16 protein-coding genes are annotated in these 16300 nt (G+C 70.2%); 8 read left to right on the top strand and 8 right to left on the bottom strand.

Translation table 11 applies throughout. The features are described from left to right. Position 1: 1 nt before the first annotated feature. Both BUE42_RS06570 and BUE42_RS06565 read right to left on the bottom strand, forming a co-directional pair. Positions 2 to 1066 (bottom strand): thioredoxin family protein, encoded by a 1065-nt coding sequence (locus tag BUE42_RS06570; protein ID WP_073463808.1) that lies wholly within the window; start codon positions 1064 to 1066, stop codon positions 2 to 4. 46 nt (positions 1067 to 1112) lie between these two features. Further along, positions 1113 to 2156, bottom strand: coding sequence for an alpha/beta fold hydrolase (locus tag BUE42_RS06565; RefSeq protein WP_073463807.1), 1044 nt, complete (start codon positions 2154 to 2156; stop codon positions 1113 to 1115). A 160-nt stretch (positions 2157 to 2316) separates the two neighbouring features. Here BUE42_RS06565 and ybaK point away from each other — a divergent pair, with 160 nt between their 5' ends. The 5 genes from ybaK (at position 2317) to BUE42_RS06540 (ending at position 5899) form a co-directional block, all read left to right on the top strand. After that, positions 2317 to 2808: a Cys-tRNA(Pro) deacylase gene (gene ybaK, locus BUE42_RS06560; protein WP_073463806.1), complete on the top strand. Its 492-nt coding sequence runs from the start codon at positions 2317 to 2319 to the stop codon at positions 2806 to 2808. A gap of 33 nt (positions 2809 to 2841) precedes the next feature. Continuing rightward, positions 2842 to 3558 carry a glycerol-3-phosphate 1-O-acyltransferase PlsY gene (plsY, locus tag BUE42_RS06555; RefSeq protein ID WP_073463805.1) on the top strand — a complete coding sequence of 239 codons (717 nt, stop codon included), beginning with the start codon at positions 2842 to 2844 and terminating at the stop codon, positions 3556 to 3558. Continuing rightward, positions 3555 to 3914, top strand: a complete 360-nt coding sequence (locus BUE42_RS06550) for a RidA family protein (protein WP_073463804.1) — start codon at positions 3555 to 3557, stop codon at positions 3912 to 3914. The genes plsY and BUE42_RS06550 overlap by 4 nt, the downstream gene beginning before the upstream one ends. A 94-nt stretch (positions 3915 to 4008) precedes the next feature. Next, complete coding sequence (gene hemP / locus BUE42_RS06545) at positions 4009 to 4230, top strand: hemin uptake protein HemP (protein WP_073463803.1); 222 nt, start codon at positions 4009 to 4011, stop codon at positions 4228 to 4230. Between the two features lie 94 nt (positions 4231 to 4324). Beyond that, complete coding sequence (locus BUE42_RS06540; protein ID WP_073463802.1) at positions 4325 to 5899, top strand: methyl-accepting chemotaxis protein; 1575 nt, start codon at positions 4325 to 4327, stop codon at positions 5897 to 5899. Positions 5900 to 5903: 4 nt separating this feature from the next. On the opposite strand, the gene BUE42_RS06535 is transcribed toward BUE42_RS06540, so the two are convergent. From BUE42_RS06535 to BUE42_RS06510, 6 genes are read right to left on the bottom strand one after another with little or no spacing between them, the layout of a single operon-like run. Further along, positions 5904 to 6536 carry an L-threonylcarbamoyladenylate synthase gene (locus BUE42_RS06535; RefSeq protein WP_073463801.1) on the bottom strand — a complete coding sequence of 211 codons (633 nt, stop codon included), beginning with the start codon at positions 6534 to 6536 and terminating at the stop codon, positions 5904 to 5906. An 11-nt stretch (positions 6537 to 6547) separates the two neighbouring features. Next, positions 6548 to 7474: a DMT family transporter gene (locus tag BUE42_RS06530; RefSeq protein WP_073463800.1), complete on the bottom strand. Its 927-nt coding sequence runs from the start codon at positions 7472 to 7474 to the stop codon at positions 6548 to 6550. Further along, the gene (locus BUE42_RS06525) at positions 7471 to 8334 is read right to left on the bottom strand and encodes a 3',5'-nucleoside bisphosphate phosphatase (RefSeq protein ID WP_235002147.1); all 864 of its coding nucleotides are present in this window, start codon (positions 8332 to 8334) and stop codon (positions 7471 to 7473) included. The genes BUE42_RS06530 and BUE42_RS06525 overlap by 4 nt, the downstream gene beginning before the upstream one ends. A 55-nt stretch (positions 8335 to 8389) precedes the next feature. Continuing rightward, entirely contained in the window at positions 8390 to 9493 is a 1104-nt protein-coding gene (locus tag BUE42_RS06520) for a PQQ-dependent sugar dehydrogenase (protein ID WP_073463798.1), read from the bottom strand. After that, the gene (gene recJ, locus BUE42_RS06515; protein ID WP_369822953.1) at positions 9490 to 11229 is read right to left on the bottom strand and encodes a single-stranded-DNA-specific exonuclease RecJ; all 1740 of its coding nucleotides are present in this window, start codon (positions 11227 to 11229) and stop codon (positions 9490 to 9492) included. Before recJ ends, BUE42_RS06520 begins: the two co-directional genes overlap by 4 nt. Then, entirely contained in the window at positions 11229 to 12161 is a 933-nt protein-coding gene (locus BUE42_RS06510) for a hypothetical protein (protein WP_073463797.1), read from the bottom strand. The genes recJ and BUE42_RS06510 overlap by 1 nt, the downstream gene beginning before the upstream one ends. An 86-nt stretch (positions 12162 to 12247) precedes the next feature. On the opposite strand from BUE42_RS06510, the gene BUE42_RS06505 reads away from it, so the two are divergent. Genes BUE42_RS06505 through ppk1 form a run of 3 tightly spaced genes read left to right on the top strand, consistent with a single transcriptional unit; the run spans position 12248 to position 16295 of the window. Then, positions 12248 to 13147 (top strand): UDP-2,3-diacylglucosamine diphosphatase, encoded by a 900-nt coding sequence (locus BUE42_RS06505; protein ID WP_073463796.1) that lies wholly within the window; start codon positions 12248 to 12250, stop codon positions 13145 to 13147. Then, entirely contained in the window at positions 13144 to 14223 is a 1080-nt protein-coding gene (locus tag BUE42_RS06500; protein ID WP_073463795.1) for a glycosyltransferase family 4 protein, read from the top strand. The genes BUE42_RS06505 and BUE42_RS06500 overlap by 4 nt, the downstream gene beginning before the upstream one ends. After that, the gene (gene ppk1, locus BUE42_RS06495; RefSeq protein WP_073463794.1) at positions 14220 to 16295 is read left to right on the top strand and encodes a polyphosphate kinase 1; all 2076 of its coding nucleotides are present in this window, start codon (positions 14220 to 14222) and stop codon (positions 16293 to 16295) included. Before BUE42_RS06500 ends, ppk1 begins: the two co-directional genes overlap by 4 nt. Positions 16296 to 16300: the final 5 nt, after the last annotated feature.

Below are 16300 nucleotides of genomic sequence, written 5' to 3'. Positions count from 1 at the left end.
TTCAGCCGAAGGTGAACGCGAAGGCGCGCGCGCCGGGATCGAGGAAGCGGATCTCGATCGTCCGGTCGCCGATGCGGCCTTGCTGGCGCACCAGCTGGTACAGGCGCTCGGCGTCGATCACGCCGTTGCCGTCGGCGTCGGTGTCGACGCCGTGGTCGGCGCCGGGCGGCTTGCCGTCCAGCGTCAGCCGGAAGCGCACCCGCATGCCGGCCGATGCGCGGCCGAGCACCAGGTGCAGGTCGCGTGCATGGAAGCGATACACCACGCTGCCGCCGGCGCGGCTCAGCTCGGCGAACTCGGGCTGCACCGCCCATTCGCCCGACAGCCCCCATTCGTTCACGCGTGGCATGCCCGGCGTGTAGGCGTGTGCGCGGTCGCGGACGATGCCGCCCGGCGACGCGAAGCTCTCCGCCTGTTGGTAGCCGACGTAGGTCTCCGGCGACTTCGCGTTGGCCATGTCGGGCGGCAGGCCGACGCCGCTGGTGTCCAGCGTGACGGAGGGCATCGGTTTGCGGGCCGCATCGGTGCCCGATTCCTTCAGCAGCGCCTGGATCACCTTCTCGGTTGCGTCGAAGTCGCCTTCGCCGTACTGCTGGTGGCGGATGCGGCCCTGCGCATCGACGAGGTAGAACGCCGGCCAGGCCCGGTTCTGGAACGAGCGCCAGACCGCGAAGTTGCTGTCGACGGCGACCGGGAAGCCGATCTTCAGGTCCTGCATCGCGCGCTGGATGTTCGCGAGGTTCTTCTCGAACGCGAACTCCGGCGTGTGCACGCCGACCACGACCAGGCCCTGGGCGGCGTAGCGCTCGGCCCACGCGCGCACGTGGGGCAGCGTGCGCAGGCAGTTGATGCACGAGTACGTCCAGAAGTCCACCAGCACGACCTTGCCGCGCAGCGACTCGAGCGTCAGCGGTGGCGAGTTGAGCCAGCCGACCGCGCCGGCGAGGCTGGGGGGCGCGATGGGCGGCTCGGCCGCGCGGGCGATGGGCGTGGCGAGGCAGGCTGCCAGCACGGCCAACAGGGTCAGCGGCCGGCACGGCGAGGTGATGCGGTGGAGGATGGACATGGTGGTCAGTGTGGAGGGAGAACCGGGGAAAATCGAAGGAAGGCGCTCATGCCTTGGCCACGTCGATCACCGCCTGCGCGAACGCACGCGGCGCTTCCTGCGGCAGGTTGTGCCCGATGCCGCCTTTCAGGTTGCGGTGCTCGTACGGGCCGCTGAACTTGCCGGCATACGCCGAAGGTTCCGGGTGCGGCGCGCCGTTGGCATCGCCTTCCAGCGTGATGGCTGGCACCGCGATGCGCGGTGCGGTGGCCAGCTTCGCCTCGATCTCGTCGTACTTCGATTCGCCGGCCGCGAGGCCGAGCCGCCAGCGGTAGTTGTGCACCGCGATCGCGACGTGGTCCGGGTTGTCCAGCGAGCGGGCCGAGCGGTCGAAGGTCGCGTCGTCGAAGCGCCACTGCGGCGAGGCGGTCTGCCAGATCAGCTTCGCGAACGCATGGCGGTTCGCGTCGTAGCCGCGGCGGCCGCGTTCGGTCGTCAGGTAGAACTGGTACCACCACTGCAGCTCGGCGGCCGGCGGCAGCGGTTGCTGGCCGGCCTGCACGTTGGACACCAGGTAACCGCTGACCGACACCAGCGCCTTCGTGCGCTGCGGCCACAGCGCCGCGACGATGCAGGCGGTGCGCGCGCCCCAGTCGCAGCCGGCCATCACGGCCTGGTCGATCTTCAGCGCGTCCATCAGCGCGATCACGTCCTGCGCGATGGCACCTTGCTGGCCGTTGCGCGGCGTGTCGGCCGACAGGAAGCGCGTGCTGCCGTAGCCACGCAGGAACGGCACGATCACGCGCCAGCCGGCCGCCGCCAGCAGCGGGGCCACGTCGACGTAGGTGTGGATGTCGTACGGCCAGCCGTGCAACAGCATGACCACCGGGCCGTTGGCCGGGCCGGCTTCGGCATAGCCGACGCTCAGCACGCCGGCATCGATCTGCTTCAGCGCGCCGAACGAGGTGTTGGTGCCGGGCTTGATGTCGGGCAGCGTGGTGCGTGATGCCTCGGCGAAGGCCGGGGTCATCAGGCCCAGCTGGGCAACGCCGATGGTGGCGGCAGCGGCGCCGAACAGGTGGCGGCGTTGGAGATCGATCTTCTCGGACATGGCGAACCTCTTGTGTTGGAGACGGGTTGAAGGACAGGGCTCATTGAGCCGGCCCGACGTATCCCGGGTGTGTCATGGAGGCCGCGTTTTTGTCCCGCGCCGTGTCGGCGCCCGGTCCGGACAAAGAGTGATACAGAACGATGTCCCTACACTCGCGGCCATGGCACGCAAGGACCACGCTTCCGAGACCCCCGCGACGCAGCTGCTGCGCAAGAGCGGCATCCCGTTCACCGAACACCTCTACGACTACGTCGAGCACGGCGGTACCACCGAATCGGCGCGCCAGCTCGGCGTCGACGAGCACCACGTCGTCAAGACGCTGGTGATGGAGGACGAGGGCGCCGCACCGCTGATCGTGCTGATGCACGGCGACCGGCAGGTCAGCACGAAGAACCTCGCGCGGCAGATCGGCGCGAAGAAGGTCGCGCCGTGCAAGCCCGAGGTGGCGCAGCGCCACAGCGGTTTCCTGGTCGGCGGCACCTCGCCGTTCGGTACGCGCAAGGCGATGCCGGTGTACGTGGAGGCCAGCATCCTCGAGCTGCCCGCGATCTACATCAACGGCGGGCGCCGCGGCTACCTGGTCGGCATCGCGCCCGGCGTGCTGACGAGCCTGCTCGGGGCGAAGCCGGTGCAGTGCGCCGGTGCAGAATGAGCGCCCAGCCGCCAACCGCACGCCAAGAACCCCATGGAGACTCTCTACACCGTTGCCGCCGTGATCGCGGCCTACCTGATCGGCTCGCTGTCGTTCGCCGTGATCGTCAGCCGGGCCATGGGCCTGAACGATCCGCGCAGCTACGGCTCGGGCAACCCGGGCGCCACCAACGTGCTGCGCTCGGGCAACAAGACGGCCGCCATCCTGACGCTGCTGTTCGACGCGCTGAAGGGCTACGTACCGGTGCTGCTGGTGGTGCTGTTCGGTGCGCGCTTCGGGCTGCACGAGGGCACCGTCGCGCTGGTCGGGCTGGCCGCCTTCGTCGGGCACCTGTGGCCGGTGTTCTTCCGCTTCCAGGGCGGCAAGGGCGTGGCCACCGCGGCCGGCGTGCTGCTCGCGTTCAACCCCTGGCTCGGCGCGGCGACGCTGCTCACCTGGATCATCATCGCGGGCTTCTTCCGCTACTCGTCGCTCGCGGCGCTGGTGGCCGCGGTGTTCGCGCCCTTCTATCAATTGCTGATCTGGGACGGCGGCCCGCTGGCCGGCGCGATCGTCGTGATGAGCCTGCTGCTGGTCTGGCGCCACCTGCCCAACATCCAGAAGCTGATCGCCGGCACCGAGAGCAAGCTCGGCAGCAAGAAGAGCGCGCCGGCCAAGGCCGATGCTGCCAAGCACGATGCCGCCAGGCACGGCGCCAAGCATTCGCACAAGCATCCCCCCAAGCATTCCGACCACGGAGCCAAGCCATGACCCACGCCGTACGGCGTTTCCACGTCGAGGACCGCTATTCCGACATGGCCATCCACCATGGCACGGTCTACCTCGCCGGCCAGGTGCCGGACGACACCACGCAGGACATCCGCGGCCAGACCCGCCAGGTGCTGGCGATGGTCGACCGGCTGCTGGGCGAAGCGCACACCGACAACGCGCACATCCTGATGGCGCAGATCTTCCTGGCCGACATGGCCGATTTCGCCGGCATGAACGAGGTCTGGGACGACTGGGTCGCGCCCGGCGACGCTCCGCCGCGCGCGACCGTGCAGGCGAAGCTGGCGAACCCGGCCTACCGCATCGAGATCGTCGTCACCGCGGCCCTGAAGGCCTGATCGCCCCCGCCTCACGGCGAAAGCCGCGCCGGTGCAGGGGTTTGTCGACGAGGGGGCTTGTAGATGCGAACGGTTCGCATTTAAACTGCAACCCATGCACACCTCCACCCACCTGTCCTCCGCCGCGCAGGCCTTGCCCGCGGCGCCCGCCCGTTCTCACCGTGCGCAGCCGGCTGGCGGCAGCACGGCGGGGCCGGTCCGCTGTATCACCAGCGCGCAGATCCTCGACGGCGAGACGGTCGTCGAGATCGAACACGACGGCATGCGCTACCGCCTGCGACAAACGTCGCTCGGCAAGCTGATCCTGACCAAATAGGGTCCAGGCGTCCTCAAGTCGGCGCCAGAGCGCGCCGATAGCCTCCTGATCCCGTTGCAGCCGCCCAGGCTGCGCGAGCGAATCAGGAGACAACATGAATTTCGTCAACCGGATGAAGATCGGGACGCGGCTGGGCCTGGGTTTCGGCGTCGTGATCCTGTTGCTGGTGCTGATCACCGGCGTGTCGGTGTGGCGCATCCGCGCCATCAATGCGGCCACGGCCGAGATCGTCACCGAGGGCTATGGCCAGATCGCTCTCGCCACCGAGATCGACCGCGCCGTCAACAAGCAGGCCAACCACCTGCGCAGCGCGGTGCTGGCGGTCGGCGACGAGGCCGAGGTCAAGGGCTACATCACGAAGGTCAGCGAGGCCACGCGCGAGATCTCGCTGCTGCGCGAGAAGCTGGCCGCGACCGGCGCCTCCGCGAAGGGCGACGAACTGCTGAAGGCCTTGCAGGAAAGCGGCGACGCCTACGTCAAGAAGCGCCAGAAGGTCGTCACGCTGCTGCAGGCCAACCTGCCCGATGCCGCGCGCAACTTCCTGCTGAAGGAAGTGCGGCCGCTGCAAGATGCCTACCTCGCCGCGTCGCTCGACATGGTGAAGTTCCACGAATCGCAGATGCAGGCGGACGCGCAGCAGGCGCAAGCTTCCGGCCGTGCGGGGATCGTCACGACGCTGGTGCTGGCCGGCGTGGCCGCGCTGTGCGGCGTCGCGATCAGCCTGGTCATCAGCCGCTCGATCACCGGTGCGCTGCGCCGCGCGGTGCTGGTGGCCGAGACGGTGGCGGCCGGCGACCTGACCTCGCGCATCGAGGTGCACGGCACCGACGAGACCAGCCAGCTGCTGGGCGCGCTGCAGGTGATGAACGACAGCCTGGTGCGGGTGGTGGGCGCGGTGCGCGCCGGCTCGGACAGCATCGCGACCGGTTCGAGCGAGATCGCCGGCGGCAACGCCGACCTGTCGCAGCGCACCGAGGAGCAGGCGTCGAACCTGCAGCGCACGGCCGCGTCGATGGAGCAGATCACCGCGACGGTGCGGGCGAATGCCGACACCGCGCGCCAGGCGACGCAGCTCGCGAGCTCGGCCCGCCAGGTGGCGGTGCAGGGCGGCGACGTGGTCGGCCGGGTCGTGACGACGATGGAAGAGATCAGCGCGAGCTCGCGCAAGATCAGCGACATCATCGGCGTGATCGACGGCATCGCGTTCCAGACCAACATCCTGGCGCTGAATGCGGCCGTCGAGGCAGCACGTGCCGGCGAGCAGGGCCGCGGCTTCGCGGTGGTCGCCAGCGAGGTGCGCAGCCTCGCGCAGCGCAGCGCGCAGGCGGCCAAGGAGATCAAGGCGCTGATCGGCGCGAGCGTCGAGAAGGTCGCGGCCGGCACGCAGCTGGTGGGCGACGCCGGCGTGACGATGAAGGATGTCGTGGCTCAGGTGAAGCGGGTGGCCGAACTGATCGACGAGATCAGCAATGCGACCGGCGAGCAGACGGCCGGCATCGGGCTGGTCAGCGATTCGGTGATGCAGATCGAGCAGGTGACGCAGCAGAATGCGGCGCTGGTCGAGCAGTCGGCTGCGGCGGCGGACAGCCTTCAGCAGCAGGCGGCACGGCTGGTGGATGCGGTGCGGCAGTTCAAGCTGAAGGACGACGGCTTGCTCGCGGCGGCCTGACGCGTCACGCGACCGGCAGCCCCAGCAGGGCGGGATCCCCTCGCCCCAGCCGGAACAGCACCGGTTCGTCCGTCGTCAGGTCGACGACCGTGGTCGGCTCGCGCGGGCAGGCGCCGGCATCGACCACCGCCTGCACCTGGCCCTGGAAGCGTTCGCGAATCTCGTCGGGGTCGTTCATCGGCTCGGTTTCACCGGGTGCGATCAGCGTCGTCGACAGCAGCGGCTCGCCGAAGATGTCGAGCAGTTGCTGCAGCATCTTGTGGTCCGGCACGCGCAGGCCGATCGTGCGGCGGGACGGGTGCGACACACGCCGCGGCACTTCCTTGGTCGCCTCCAGGATGAAGGTGAACGGGCCGGGCGTCGCATGCTTCAACAGGCGGTACTGCCGGTTGTCGACGCGGGCGTAGCTGGACAGCTCCGACAGGTCGCGGCACAGCAGCGTCAGGTGGTGCTTGTCGTCGACGCCGCGGATGCGCCGCAGGTTCTCGGCTGCCGCCTTGTCGTCGAGGTGGCACACCAGCGCATAGCTCGAATCGGTGGGCACCGCGGCGATGCCGCCGTCGTGCAGGATCTGCGCGGCCTGCTTCAGCAGACGCTGCTGCGGGTTGTCGGGATGGACTTCGAAGAGTTGCGGCATGGGCCGCGATGCTAATCCGCGATCGTGTCGGCCGCCACTGTCGATGTCGCGGGGTGCGCCGCGGTCTTTCGCATGTTCAGCCACGCGCTCGCGGCACCGCACACCGCGATCACGCCCATGCCGACCCAGGCCCAGGCGTCCGGCACGTAGCGGAACACCAGCCAGCTGACCGCCGCGGCCACGCCGATCTGCAGGTAGATGAAGGGCATCAGCGTCGCCGTCGGCGCCAGGCCGAGCGCCAGGATCAGGAACAGGTGGCCCACGGTGCCGAGCGCGCCGATCGCGAGCAGCAGCGCGAGCTGCTGCAGCGGCGCGGCCAGCAGCGTGCCGTCGGTGTCGATCGCGCTGAAGAACAGCACCGGCGTCAGCGCCAGCGCGCCGGTCAGGCCGGTGTAGAAGTGCGTGGTGTACGGGCTCTCCAGCGCCGACAGCTTGCTCGTCAGCACCTGGAAGCTGGCGTAGGTCAGCGCGCCGGCCAGTGGGAACAGCACCGCCCAGCCGAACAACCCGCTGCCGGGGCGGATCACGATGACCGCGCCGGCGAAGGCCGCGCACACCAGCGCCCAGCGCGGCGCCGACACGCGCTCGTGCAGCACCCACGCAGCCAGCAGCGTCACCACCACCGGCGTCAGCATGTTGATCGCGGTGAACTCGGCCACCGGCATGCGCTGCACGCCGAAGAAGCTCAGCGCGCTGGTCGCCAGCAGCAAGGCGCCACGGGCGAGCTGGAAGCGCGGGTGCTCGGTGCGGAAGCTGGCGGTCTTCGAGCGCAGCAACCAGACGCCCATCGACACCGCCTGGAAGGCATAGCGCGCCCACAGGATCAGCAGCACCGGCAGGAAGGCGCCGAGGTACTTGATCGTGGTGTCCATGGTCGCGAAGCACAGCGCCGCCAGAGCGATCAGCGCGATACCTCGCGCGGGGCGCTGACCTGTCACGGAAGTTGCACGCGATCGCCCAGCGCTTCCCACACCGGCGTCAGCTTGCCCGGCAGCGGCGGCAGCGTGCCCAGGTCGACGTGGCTCTCGTCGGGGCTGTGGAAGTCGGACCCGCGCGACGCCAGCAGCTCGAACTCGAGCGCCATGTCGGCGTACTTGATGAAGTCGCTGCCCGAGTGGCTGCCGGTGATGACCTCGACACCGCGCCCGCCGTGCACCTTGAATTCGGTGAAGAGCGCGTACTCCTCGTTCGCGGTGAACTTGTAGCGCCCCGGGTGCGCGATCACCGCGATGCCATGCGCCTCGCGGATCCAGCGCACCGCGTCGCCGAGCTTGGCCCAGCGGTGCGGCACGTAACCCGGCTTGCCCTCGACGAGGAACTTGCGGAAGACCTCGTGGGTGTCCTGGCAGACGCCGCTTTCCACCAGGTGCCGCGCGAAGTGCGTGCGCGAGATCAGCTCCGGGTTGCCGACGTACTTCAGCGCGCCCTCATAGGCGCCGTGGATGCCGACCTGCGCCAGGCCCGCGGCCATCTCGCGGGCGCGTTCCTCGCGGCCGCCGCGCGTCGCGGCGAGGCCGGCGGCGAGCTGCGCATCGTCGACATCGAAACCGAGCCCGACGATGTGCACCGTGATCCCGGCGAAGGTCACCGAGATCTCGGCGCCGGTCAGGTAGGGCAGGCCCAGCGCCAGCGCCGCCGCCTGAGCGCGGTGCTGGCCGCCGATCTCGTCATGGTCGGTCAGTGCCCACAGCTCGACGCCGTTGGCCTTCGCGCGCGCCGCGAGTTCCTCGGGCTGCAGCGTGCCGTCCGACACGACGGAATGGCAGTGCAGGTCGGCGTTGGTCCAGACAGCAGGCAGGCTCACGAGTGGCATTGTAGGGAGCCGGCCCTGCCAAGGCCGCCGCAGGGGCTACTCAGGGCACCACGCGCAGCACGCGCCCGGGGTTGTTGTCGGTCAGCAGGTACAGGAACCCGTCCGGCCCCTGGCGCACGTCGCGGATGCGCTCGTGCAACTCGGTCAGCAGCCGCTCTTCCTTGACGATCTTGTCGCCGTCGAGCTGCAGCCGCACCAGCATCTGCCCGGCCAAGGCGCCGACGAACAGGCTGCCCTTCCAGCCGGCGTAGCGCTCGCTCGTGAGAAAGGCCATGCCGCTCGGCGCGATCGACGGCACCCAGTACGTCAGCGGCTGCTCCATGCCGGCCTTGGCCTTGCCCTCGCCGATCGCCGCGCAGCTGCCGTACTCGCAGCCGTAGGTGATCACCGGCCAGCCGTAGTTCTTTCCTGCCCCATCGAGGTTGACCTCGTCGCCGCCCTGCGGCCCATGCTCGTGCGTCCACAGCGCGCCGGTCCACGGGTTCAGCGCGGCGCCCTGCATGTTGCGGTGGCCGATGCTCCACAGCTCGGGCCGCGCGCCCGCCGTCTTGACATACGGGTTGTCGGCCGGCACGCGACCATCGGCCTCGATGCGCACCACCTTGCCCAGGTGGTTGCCGAGGTTCTGCGCGTCGTCGCGCATCAGGTAGCGGTCGCCCAGCGTGATGAACAGCCGGCCGTCGCGGCCGAACACCAGCCGCGAGCCGAAGTGCGCCGTGCTCTTCACCTTCGGCAATTGCCGGAAGATCACGCTGACCTCGGTCAGCCTGTCCCCCTGAAGCCGGCCGCGCGCGACCGCGGTGCCGTTCTTGTCGGATTCGCTGCGACTGCCGGCTTCGGCATAGCTCCAGTAGACGAGGCCGTTGCTCGCGAACTTCGGATCGAGCGCGACATCGAGCAGCCCGCCCTGGCTGCGCGCATCGACCGCCGGCAGGCCCTGCAGCGGCTCGCCGAGCCGGCCATCGGCCGTGACGATGCGCATGCGGCCCGGTCGCTCGGTGACCAGCATCCGCCCGTCCGGCAGGAAGGCCAGTCCCCATGGGTTCTGCAGCCCGCTCGCTACCGAGGCCACGTCGACGGCTTGCGCCGTGCAAGCCACCGCGCACGTCATGGCGACCAGCGCCGCCCGGATCATCGCGTTCATCCCGCTCCTTCCACGACCATCTGCACCCGCTGCTGGCCGTTGTACTCGTCGACCCGCAGCTGGTAGGCCAGCCGCACCTTCGCGCCCACCGGCTCGGTGTGGCCGAACCAGATCGCGTCGCGCAGCGCGCCCGCATGCCGCACCGACAGCTTCAGGTGCTTCTCGGCCACCAGCCGCTGCGACACCACCTCGACGTCGTCGCAGAACAGCGGCGGCTCGAAGGCCTGCCCCCACACCTGCGCATCGAGCGAGCGCACCGTCTCGGCATTGAAATACTCGGCCGCCAGCGGGCCGTCGGTCAGCAGCGTGCGCGACAGCGTCGCCGCATCGAGCCACTCGCGTGCGACCTGCTGCAACGCGCCGTCGAAGGTGTCGAAATCTTCCTCGGCCAAGGTGCAGCCGGCGGCCATTGCGTGCCCGCCGAAGCGCTTCAGCACGCCCGGGTGGCGCTTGGTGACGAGGTCGAGCGCATCGCGCAGGTGAAAGCCCGGGATCGAGCGGCCCGAGCCCTTCAGCAGCCCATCCTGGCCGAGCGCGAACACGAAGGTCGGCCGGTGCAGCCGGTCCTTCAGCCGCCCGGCGACGATGCCGACCACGCCCTCGTGGAACTCGGGGTCGTAGAGCGCCAGTGCTGGCGGCGCATCGCCTTCGGGCATCAGCGTCTCGAGCATGGCCTCGGCCTGCTCGCGCATGCCGGCCTCGACCTCGCGGCGCTCGCGGTTGATGGTGTCCAGCGTCTGCGCGAGCTGCGCGGCGCGCGCCGGGTCGTCGGTCAGCAGGCATTCGATGCCGAGCGACATGTCCGACAGCCGGCCGGCCGCATTGATGCGCGGCCCGAGCGCGAAGCCGAAGTCGAAGCCGCAGGCGCGCGACGCATCGCGCCCGGCGGCGCTGAACAGCGCGGCGATGCCCGGCTGCATGCGGCCGCTGCGGATGCGGCGCAGGCCTTGCGCGACCAGCCGGCGATTGTTGGCATCGAGCCGCACCACGTCGGCCACGGTGCCGAGCGCGACCAGGTCGAGCAGTGCGTCGAGCCGCGGCTGCTGCTCGGCGCTGAAGGCACCGCGCGTGCGCAGTTCGCTGCGCAACGCGAGCAGCACGTAGAACATCACGCCGACGCCCGCCAGGTTCTTGCTCGGGAAGCCGCAACCGGGCTGGTTCGGGTTGACGATCACGCTCGCGTCCGGCAGCACGACCAGCTCGCCTTCCTTGGCGGGCAGGTGGTGGTCGGTGACCAGCACGTCGAGGCCGAGCGCGCGCGCATGCGCGACGCCGGCGATGCTCGCGATGCCGTTGTCGACGGTCAGCAGCAGCGCGGGCTTCTGCCCGCTTTTCTCACCGAGCGCGAGCGCCAGGTCGACGATGGTCGGCGTCAGCCCGTAGCCGTGCACCGCGCGGTCGGGCACCACGTGCTGCAGCGTGCCCGCTGCCGCGCCGAGCAGCGCCAGCCCGCGCAGCGCGACCACGCAGGCGGTGGCGCCGTCGCAGTCGTAGTCGGCGACCACGCAGATGCGCTTGCGCGCTGCGATCGCGTCGGCCAGCAGCACTGCCGCGGCCTGCGCGCCGAGCAGCTCGGTCGGCGGGATCAGCCGTGCGAGGCCGTCGTCGAGCTCGTCGTTGCTGCGCACGCCGCGCGCCGCGAACAGCTGGGCCAGCAGCGGGTGCACGCCGGCCTGCTCCAGCGCCCACACGCTGCGCGGCGGGGCATCGCGGCGCGAGAGCCGCACCTCGGCCATCACAGCGCCTCCAGCAACGCCAGCGGCGACGAGCCACCGAAGCGCCGCGCCAGCCGCGCGAGAAAGCCCTGCGACTGCGCCTGCAGCCGCTGCGCGAAGCGCTCGCCGCACAGCGTCAGCGACACCGCCTCGCCGGCGTCGTGGTGCGCCAGCAGTTCGCGCACCGGTCCGGCGTCGAGCGCGCGCCAGGCCTCGGCCCAGTCGCCCCAGTTCTCGCCCAGCAGCGGCGCGCGCAGCCGGTGGTCGATGACAAGGTCGGCGGTGGCAGCGGTCGGCTGGCGGCGGCCGCAGCCGCTGAGCCAGAACGAGTTGACCGGCATCATGCTCATCTCGGCCCGGTGGTCGTTCTCCGGCTGCTGGTACAGCATCATCTGCACCTCGTTCTGCAGCCGGCGGATCGCCTTGGCCTGCGGGTGGTCGGGCATCCACAGGTCGAGGTTGCGGCCGATCACGCGCTCGAGCGATGCGGTGGGCAGGCCGTCGAGCGACGCGTGCGACGCATACCAGCGCAGCGGCGAGCCCCAGGTCAGCTGCCAGCCCTCACCCTCGAACAGCGGCCGCACCGCCTCGAACAGCGCGTGCGATTCGGTGGCGCTGAGCCGCAGCTGCTCCGGGTAGCCGACGCTGACATGCTCGGCGCCGACATGCCAATGCACCGGCGTCAGCAGGCCCCAGGGCGCGTCGCCGACCGGCACGCCGTCGGCTGCGGCGGCCTGGGCGGCCCACGGCAGGCAGCCGTCGGCGCCGTGCCAGCCCAGCAGCTGCGCGTGCGCCTGCTCGGCCGGCGTGCTCAGCGAGTACTCGTCGGTGCCCAGCCGCTGGGCGGGCACCATGCGCGGCAGCAGGCGCTGCAGGTGGGGGAGGGCGAGGCCGCGTTGCGTCGGCAGGCCAGCGTCGGAGAGCGTGCTGGCGTAGGGGATCAACAAGTGCATCGGGCGATTATCGGCGGTGCCCGCGTCACCGGTCCGTCATGCCCTTGCCACCACCACGTCATGCCCGGCTGCGAAGCTGGGCGTCCATGCAACGAGACGCTTTTCTTCGCGCGGCCTGGACCCTCCCGCAGGACCCGCCCTCCGGGCCGGAGGACGAGCCGACCGCGCACAGTCTGCGCTACCGCAGCGTATGGATCTCGGACCTGCACCTGGGCACGCCCGGCTGCCGCGCCGATGCGCTGCTCGACTTCCTGCGCCACGTCGAGAGCGACACGCTGTTCCTGGTCGGCGACATCGTCGACGGCTGGCAGCTGCGGCGCCACTGGTACTGGCCGCAGTCGCACAACGACGTGGTGCAGAAGCTGCTGCGCAAGGCGCGCAAGGGCACGCGCGTCGTCTTCATCCCCGGCAACCACGACGAGTTCGCGCGCCGCTACGTGGGCCACGAGTTCGGCGGCATCGAGGTCGCCGACGAATGGGTGCACGAGACGGCCGACGGCCGCAAGCTGTGGATCCTGCACGGTGACCTGTTCGACGGCGTGATCCAGTGCGCCAAGTGGCTGGCCCACGTCGGCGATACGCTCTACGAGTTCACGCTGAAGCTGAACCGCCACCTCAACTCGCTGCGCGCGCGCATGGGCCTGCCCTACTGGAGCCTGTCGAAGTACCTGAAGCTGAAGGTCAAGCGGGCCGTCAGCTTCATCGGCGACTTCGAGAACGCGGTCGCCCGCGAGGCGCGCCGCCGCGGCGTGCAGGGCGTCGTCTGCGGGCACATCCACCATGCCGAGCTGCGCGACATCGACGGCATCACCTACGCGAACGACGGCGACTGGGTCGAGAGCCTGACCGCGCTGGTCGAGCATGCCGACGGGCGGCTCGAGATCATCGACTGGGCGCAGCAGTTGCGCGAGCGGGAGCCGCAGGCGGCACCCAAAGTGGCACCCAAAGTGGCACAAGCGGCACCCACCGTGGTGGAGGCCGCATGAGGATCCTGCTGGTCACCGATGCCTGGAAGCCGCAGGTCAACGGCGTCGTCACGACGCTGGTGGAGCTGCAGCAGGGCTTGACGGCGCTCGGCCACGAGGTGCTGATGATCGAGCCCTCGGGGTTCAGGCGTTTCGCCTGCCCGGGCTACCGCGAGATCGAACTCGCGTGGCGGCCGGGGCGCGAGGTGGCGCGCCGCATCGATGCCGCGTTGCGCGACGGTGGCATCGACGCGATCCACATCGCGACCGAAGGCCCGCTGGGCGGCGCGGCGCGTGCGCACTGCCTCAAGCGCAGCCTTGCCTTCACGACCGCCTTCCACACCCGCTTCCCCGAGATCCTGGCGCGTGCGCTGCACCTGCCGGAGCGCTGGGGCTATGCCTGGTTCCGCCGCTTCCATGCGAAGTCCAGCGGCATCATGGTGCCGGCCTCCGGCATGTTCGACATCCTGCAGGGCCATGGCTTCACGCCGCTGCGGCGCTGGTCGCACGGCGTCGACCTGGGGCTGTTCGAGCCGGTGCCGGGCGCCGACCTCGGGTTGCCGCGGCCGGTGTTCCTGCACGTCGGCCGGCTCAGCTACGAGAAGAACCTGGAGGCCTTCCTCGACCTCGACCTGCCGGGCTCGAAGATCGTCTACGGCGTCGGGCCGCTGCAGGAGCGGCTGCAGCGCGAGTACCCGCAGGTGCACTGGCGCGGCGTGGTCGACCGGACCGAGCTGGCGCGCATCTACAGCGCGGCCGACGTGTTCGTGTTCCCCGGCCGCTCGGAGACCTTCGGGCTGGTGATGCTGGAGGCGCTGGCTTGCGGCACGCCGGTCGCCGCCTACCCGGTGGCCGGTCCGCTGGACGTGGTCGCGCCGCAGGGCGACGGGCGCGATGGCGGCGTGTTGCACGACGATCTGCGCACAGCGGCACTGCAGGCGCTGGAGATCCCGCGCGATCGTGCCCGCGAGCGCGCGCTGCAGTTCGGCTGGGAGCCGGTCTGCCGCGAGTTCCTCGGCCACCTGGTGCCGGCGGTGCGCGGGGCTGACATCGATGTCACGAAACCGACGCAAAACCTTCATAAACTCGTCGGATGACCCCGACGACCGCCGCTTCGCCGGCACCGCTGATGCCGGCGCTGCTGAACCGTGAAAGCGCCATCCTGGAGTTCAACCGCCGCGTGCTGGCCCAGGCCCGGCGCGACGACGTGCCGCTGCTGGAGCGGCTGCGCTACATCTGCATCGTGTCGTCCAACATGGACGAGTTCTTCGAGGTGCGCTTCGCCGACTACATCGAGGCGGTGCGCCAGCCCGGCGCCGGCGTCTCGGCGCGCGACCTGGCGACGGTGGCCGCCGAGGCCCACCTGCTGATCGACGACCAGTACCGCTGCTTCAACGACGAGGTGATGCCGGCGCTGAAGCTGCAGGGCATCCAGATCCTGAACCACAGCGACCGCAACGAGGCGCAGCGCCGCTGGGTCGACACCTTCTTCCAGCGCCAGGTGCGGCCGCTGCTGGTGCCGGTGGGGTTGGACCCGTCGCACCCGTTCCCGCAGGTCGCGAACAAGTCGCTGAACTTCATCGTGCGGCTGGGTGGCAAGGATGCGTTCGGGCGCGAGAACACGATCGCGATCGTCAAGGTGCCGCGCGTGCTGCCGCGGGTGATCCGGCTGCCGGACGAGATCGCCGGCACCGGCCAGGCCTTCGTGCTGCTGACGAGCGTGATCCGTGCGCACCTGGCCGAGCTGTTCCCAGGCCGCGAGGTCGAGGCGTTCTCGCAGTTCCGGCTGACGCGCGATTCGGACCTGGCGGTCGACGAGGAGGACGTGGCGAACCTGCGGCAGGCGCTGCGCTCCGGGCTGACGACGCGTCACTTCGGCCAGGCGGTGCGGCTGGAGGTGGTGAACACCTGCCCGCCGGAGCTGTCGGAATTTTTGCTGATGCAGTTCGCGCTGCCGCAGGCCGCGCTCTACCACGTGAACGGGCCGGTGAACCTGGTGCGGCTGAACGCGCTGATCGACGGCGCCGATGCGCCGGCGCTGCGTTTTCCGCAGCACGACGCGCCGTGGCCGGCGGGGCTGTCGCGCGATCATTCGATCTTCGAACGGCTTCGCCACGGCGACGTGCTGATGCACCACCCGTTCGAATCGTTCGAGCCGGTGGTGCAGTTCCTGCGCGAAGCGGTGGAAGACCCGGACGTGCTCGCGATCAAGCAGACCATCTACCGCACCGGCAGCGAGTCGCCGCTGATGGACCTGCTGATCGAGGCGGCGCGACGCGGCAAGGAGGTGATGGCCGTCGTCGAGCTGAAGGCGCGCTTCGACGAAGAGGCGAACATCAACTGGGCCGAGCGGCTGGAGGCGGTCGGCGCGCAGGTGGTGTACGGCATCGTCGGCCTGAAGACGCATGCCAAGCTGCTGCTCGTGACGCGCCGCGAAGACGGCCGGCTGCGCCGCTACGGCCACCTGTCGACCGGCAACTACAACCCGAAGACGGCGAGGCTGTACACCGACGTCGGCTGCCTGACGGCCGATGCGGAGATGACCGCCGACATCGACGCGGTGTTCCAGCAGCTCGCAAGCCTCGGCAAGATGCGCCCGCTGCGCCAGCTGCTGCAGGCGCCGTTCACGCTGCACAAGCAGATGCTCGCGCACATCCACCAGGTGGCCGACGCGGCGCGGCAGGGGCGGCCGGCGCGCATCGTCGTGAAGATCAACGCGTTGACCGACGTGCCCTTGATCGAGGCGCTGGTCGCCGCCGGCCAGGCTGGCGCCGACATCGACCTGATCGTGCGCGGCGCCTGCATGCTGCCGCCGGGCATCGCGGGCCGGACCGACCGCATCCGCGTGCGCTCGGTGGTCGGTCGCTTGCTTGAGCATTCGCGCGTGCTGTATTTCCGCTGGGGCGCGAGCGAGGCGGACGAAGCGCTGTTCATGTCGAGCGCCGACTGGATGGGGCGCAACATGTTTCGCCGCATCGAGGTGGCCTGGCCGGTGCGCGATGCGGCGATGCGCCAGCGCGTCATCGACGAATGCCTGGTGCCCTATCTGCACGACGGCAAGGACGCGTGGCGCCTGCAGTCGGACGGCAGTTACCAGCGGATCGGTACCGACGGCCCGAGCGCGCAGCAGGCGCTGATGACGCGGATGGCCGCGAAACAAGCGGGGTGATCGCC

Origin of the sequence: Rhizobacter sp. OV335, from assembly GCF_900142965.1 — a bacterium.
Taxonomy (GTDB): Bacteria; Pseudomonadota; Gammaproteobacteria; order Burkholderiales; family Burkholderiaceae_C; genus Rhizobacter.
The sequence above is the reverse complement of the archived record's forward strand: the minus strand, read 5'-3'. Positions and strand labels throughout refer to the sequence as shown.

Excerpts from the sequence above, each read along its gene's own strand:
- ybaK (WP_073463806.1), top strand. The coding sequence starts at position 2,317 with ATGGCACGCAAGGACCACGCTTCCGAGACCCCCGCGACGCAGCTGCTG.
- BUE42_RS06510 (WP_073463797.1), bottom strand. The coding sequence starts at position 12,161 with ATGCACTTGTTGATCCCCTACGCCAGCACGCTCTCCGACGCTGGCCTG.
- BUE42_RS06520 (WP_073463798.1), bottom strand. The coding sequence starts at position 9,493 with ATGAACGCGATGATCCGGGCGGCGCTGGTCGCCATGACGTGCGCGGTG.
- plsY (WP_073463805.1), top strand. The coding sequence starts at position 2,842 with ATGGAGACTCTCTACACCGTTGCCGCCGTGATCGCGGCCTACCTGATC.
- hemP (WP_073463803.1), top strand. The coding sequence starts at position 4,009 with ATGCACACCTCCACCCACCTGTCCTCCGCCGCGCAGGCCTTGCCCGCG.
- BUE42_RS06540 (WP_073463802.1), top strand. The coding sequence starts at position 4,325 with ATGAATTTCGTCAACCGGATGAAGATCGGGACGCGGCTGGGCCTGGGT.
- recJ (WP_369822953.1), bottom strand. The coding sequence starts at position 11,229 with ATGGCCGAGGTGCGGCTCTCGCGCCGCGATGCCCCGCCGCGCAGCGTG.
- BUE42_RS06535 (WP_073463801.1), bottom strand. The coding sequence starts at position 6,536 with ATGCCGCAACTCTTCGAAGTCCATCCCGACAACCCGCAGCAGCGTCTG.
- BUE42_RS06505 (WP_073463796.1), top strand. The coding sequence starts at position 12,248 with ATGCAACGAGACGCTTTTCTTCGCGCGGCCTGGACCCTCCCGCAGGAC.
- BUE42_RS06565 (WP_073463807.1), bottom strand. The coding sequence starts at position 2,156 with ATGTCCGAGAAGATCGATCTCCAACGCCGCCACCTGTTCGGCGCCGCT.
- BUE42_RS06500 (WP_073463795.1), top strand. The coding sequence starts at position 13,144 with ATGAGGATCCTGCTGGTCACCGATGCCTGGAAGCCGCAGGTCAACGGC.
- BUE42_RS06570 (WP_073463808.1), bottom strand. The coding sequence starts at position 1,066 with ATGTCCATCCTCCACCGCATCACCTCGCCGTGCCGGCCGCTGACCCTG.
- BUE42_RS06550 (WP_073463804.1), top strand. The coding sequence starts at position 3,555 with ATGACCCACGCCGTACGGCGTTTCCACGTCGAGGACCGCTATTCCGAC.
- ppk1 (WP_073463794.1), top strand. The coding sequence starts at position 14,220 with ATGACCCCGACGACCGCCGCTTCGCCGGCACCGCTGATGCCGGCGCTG.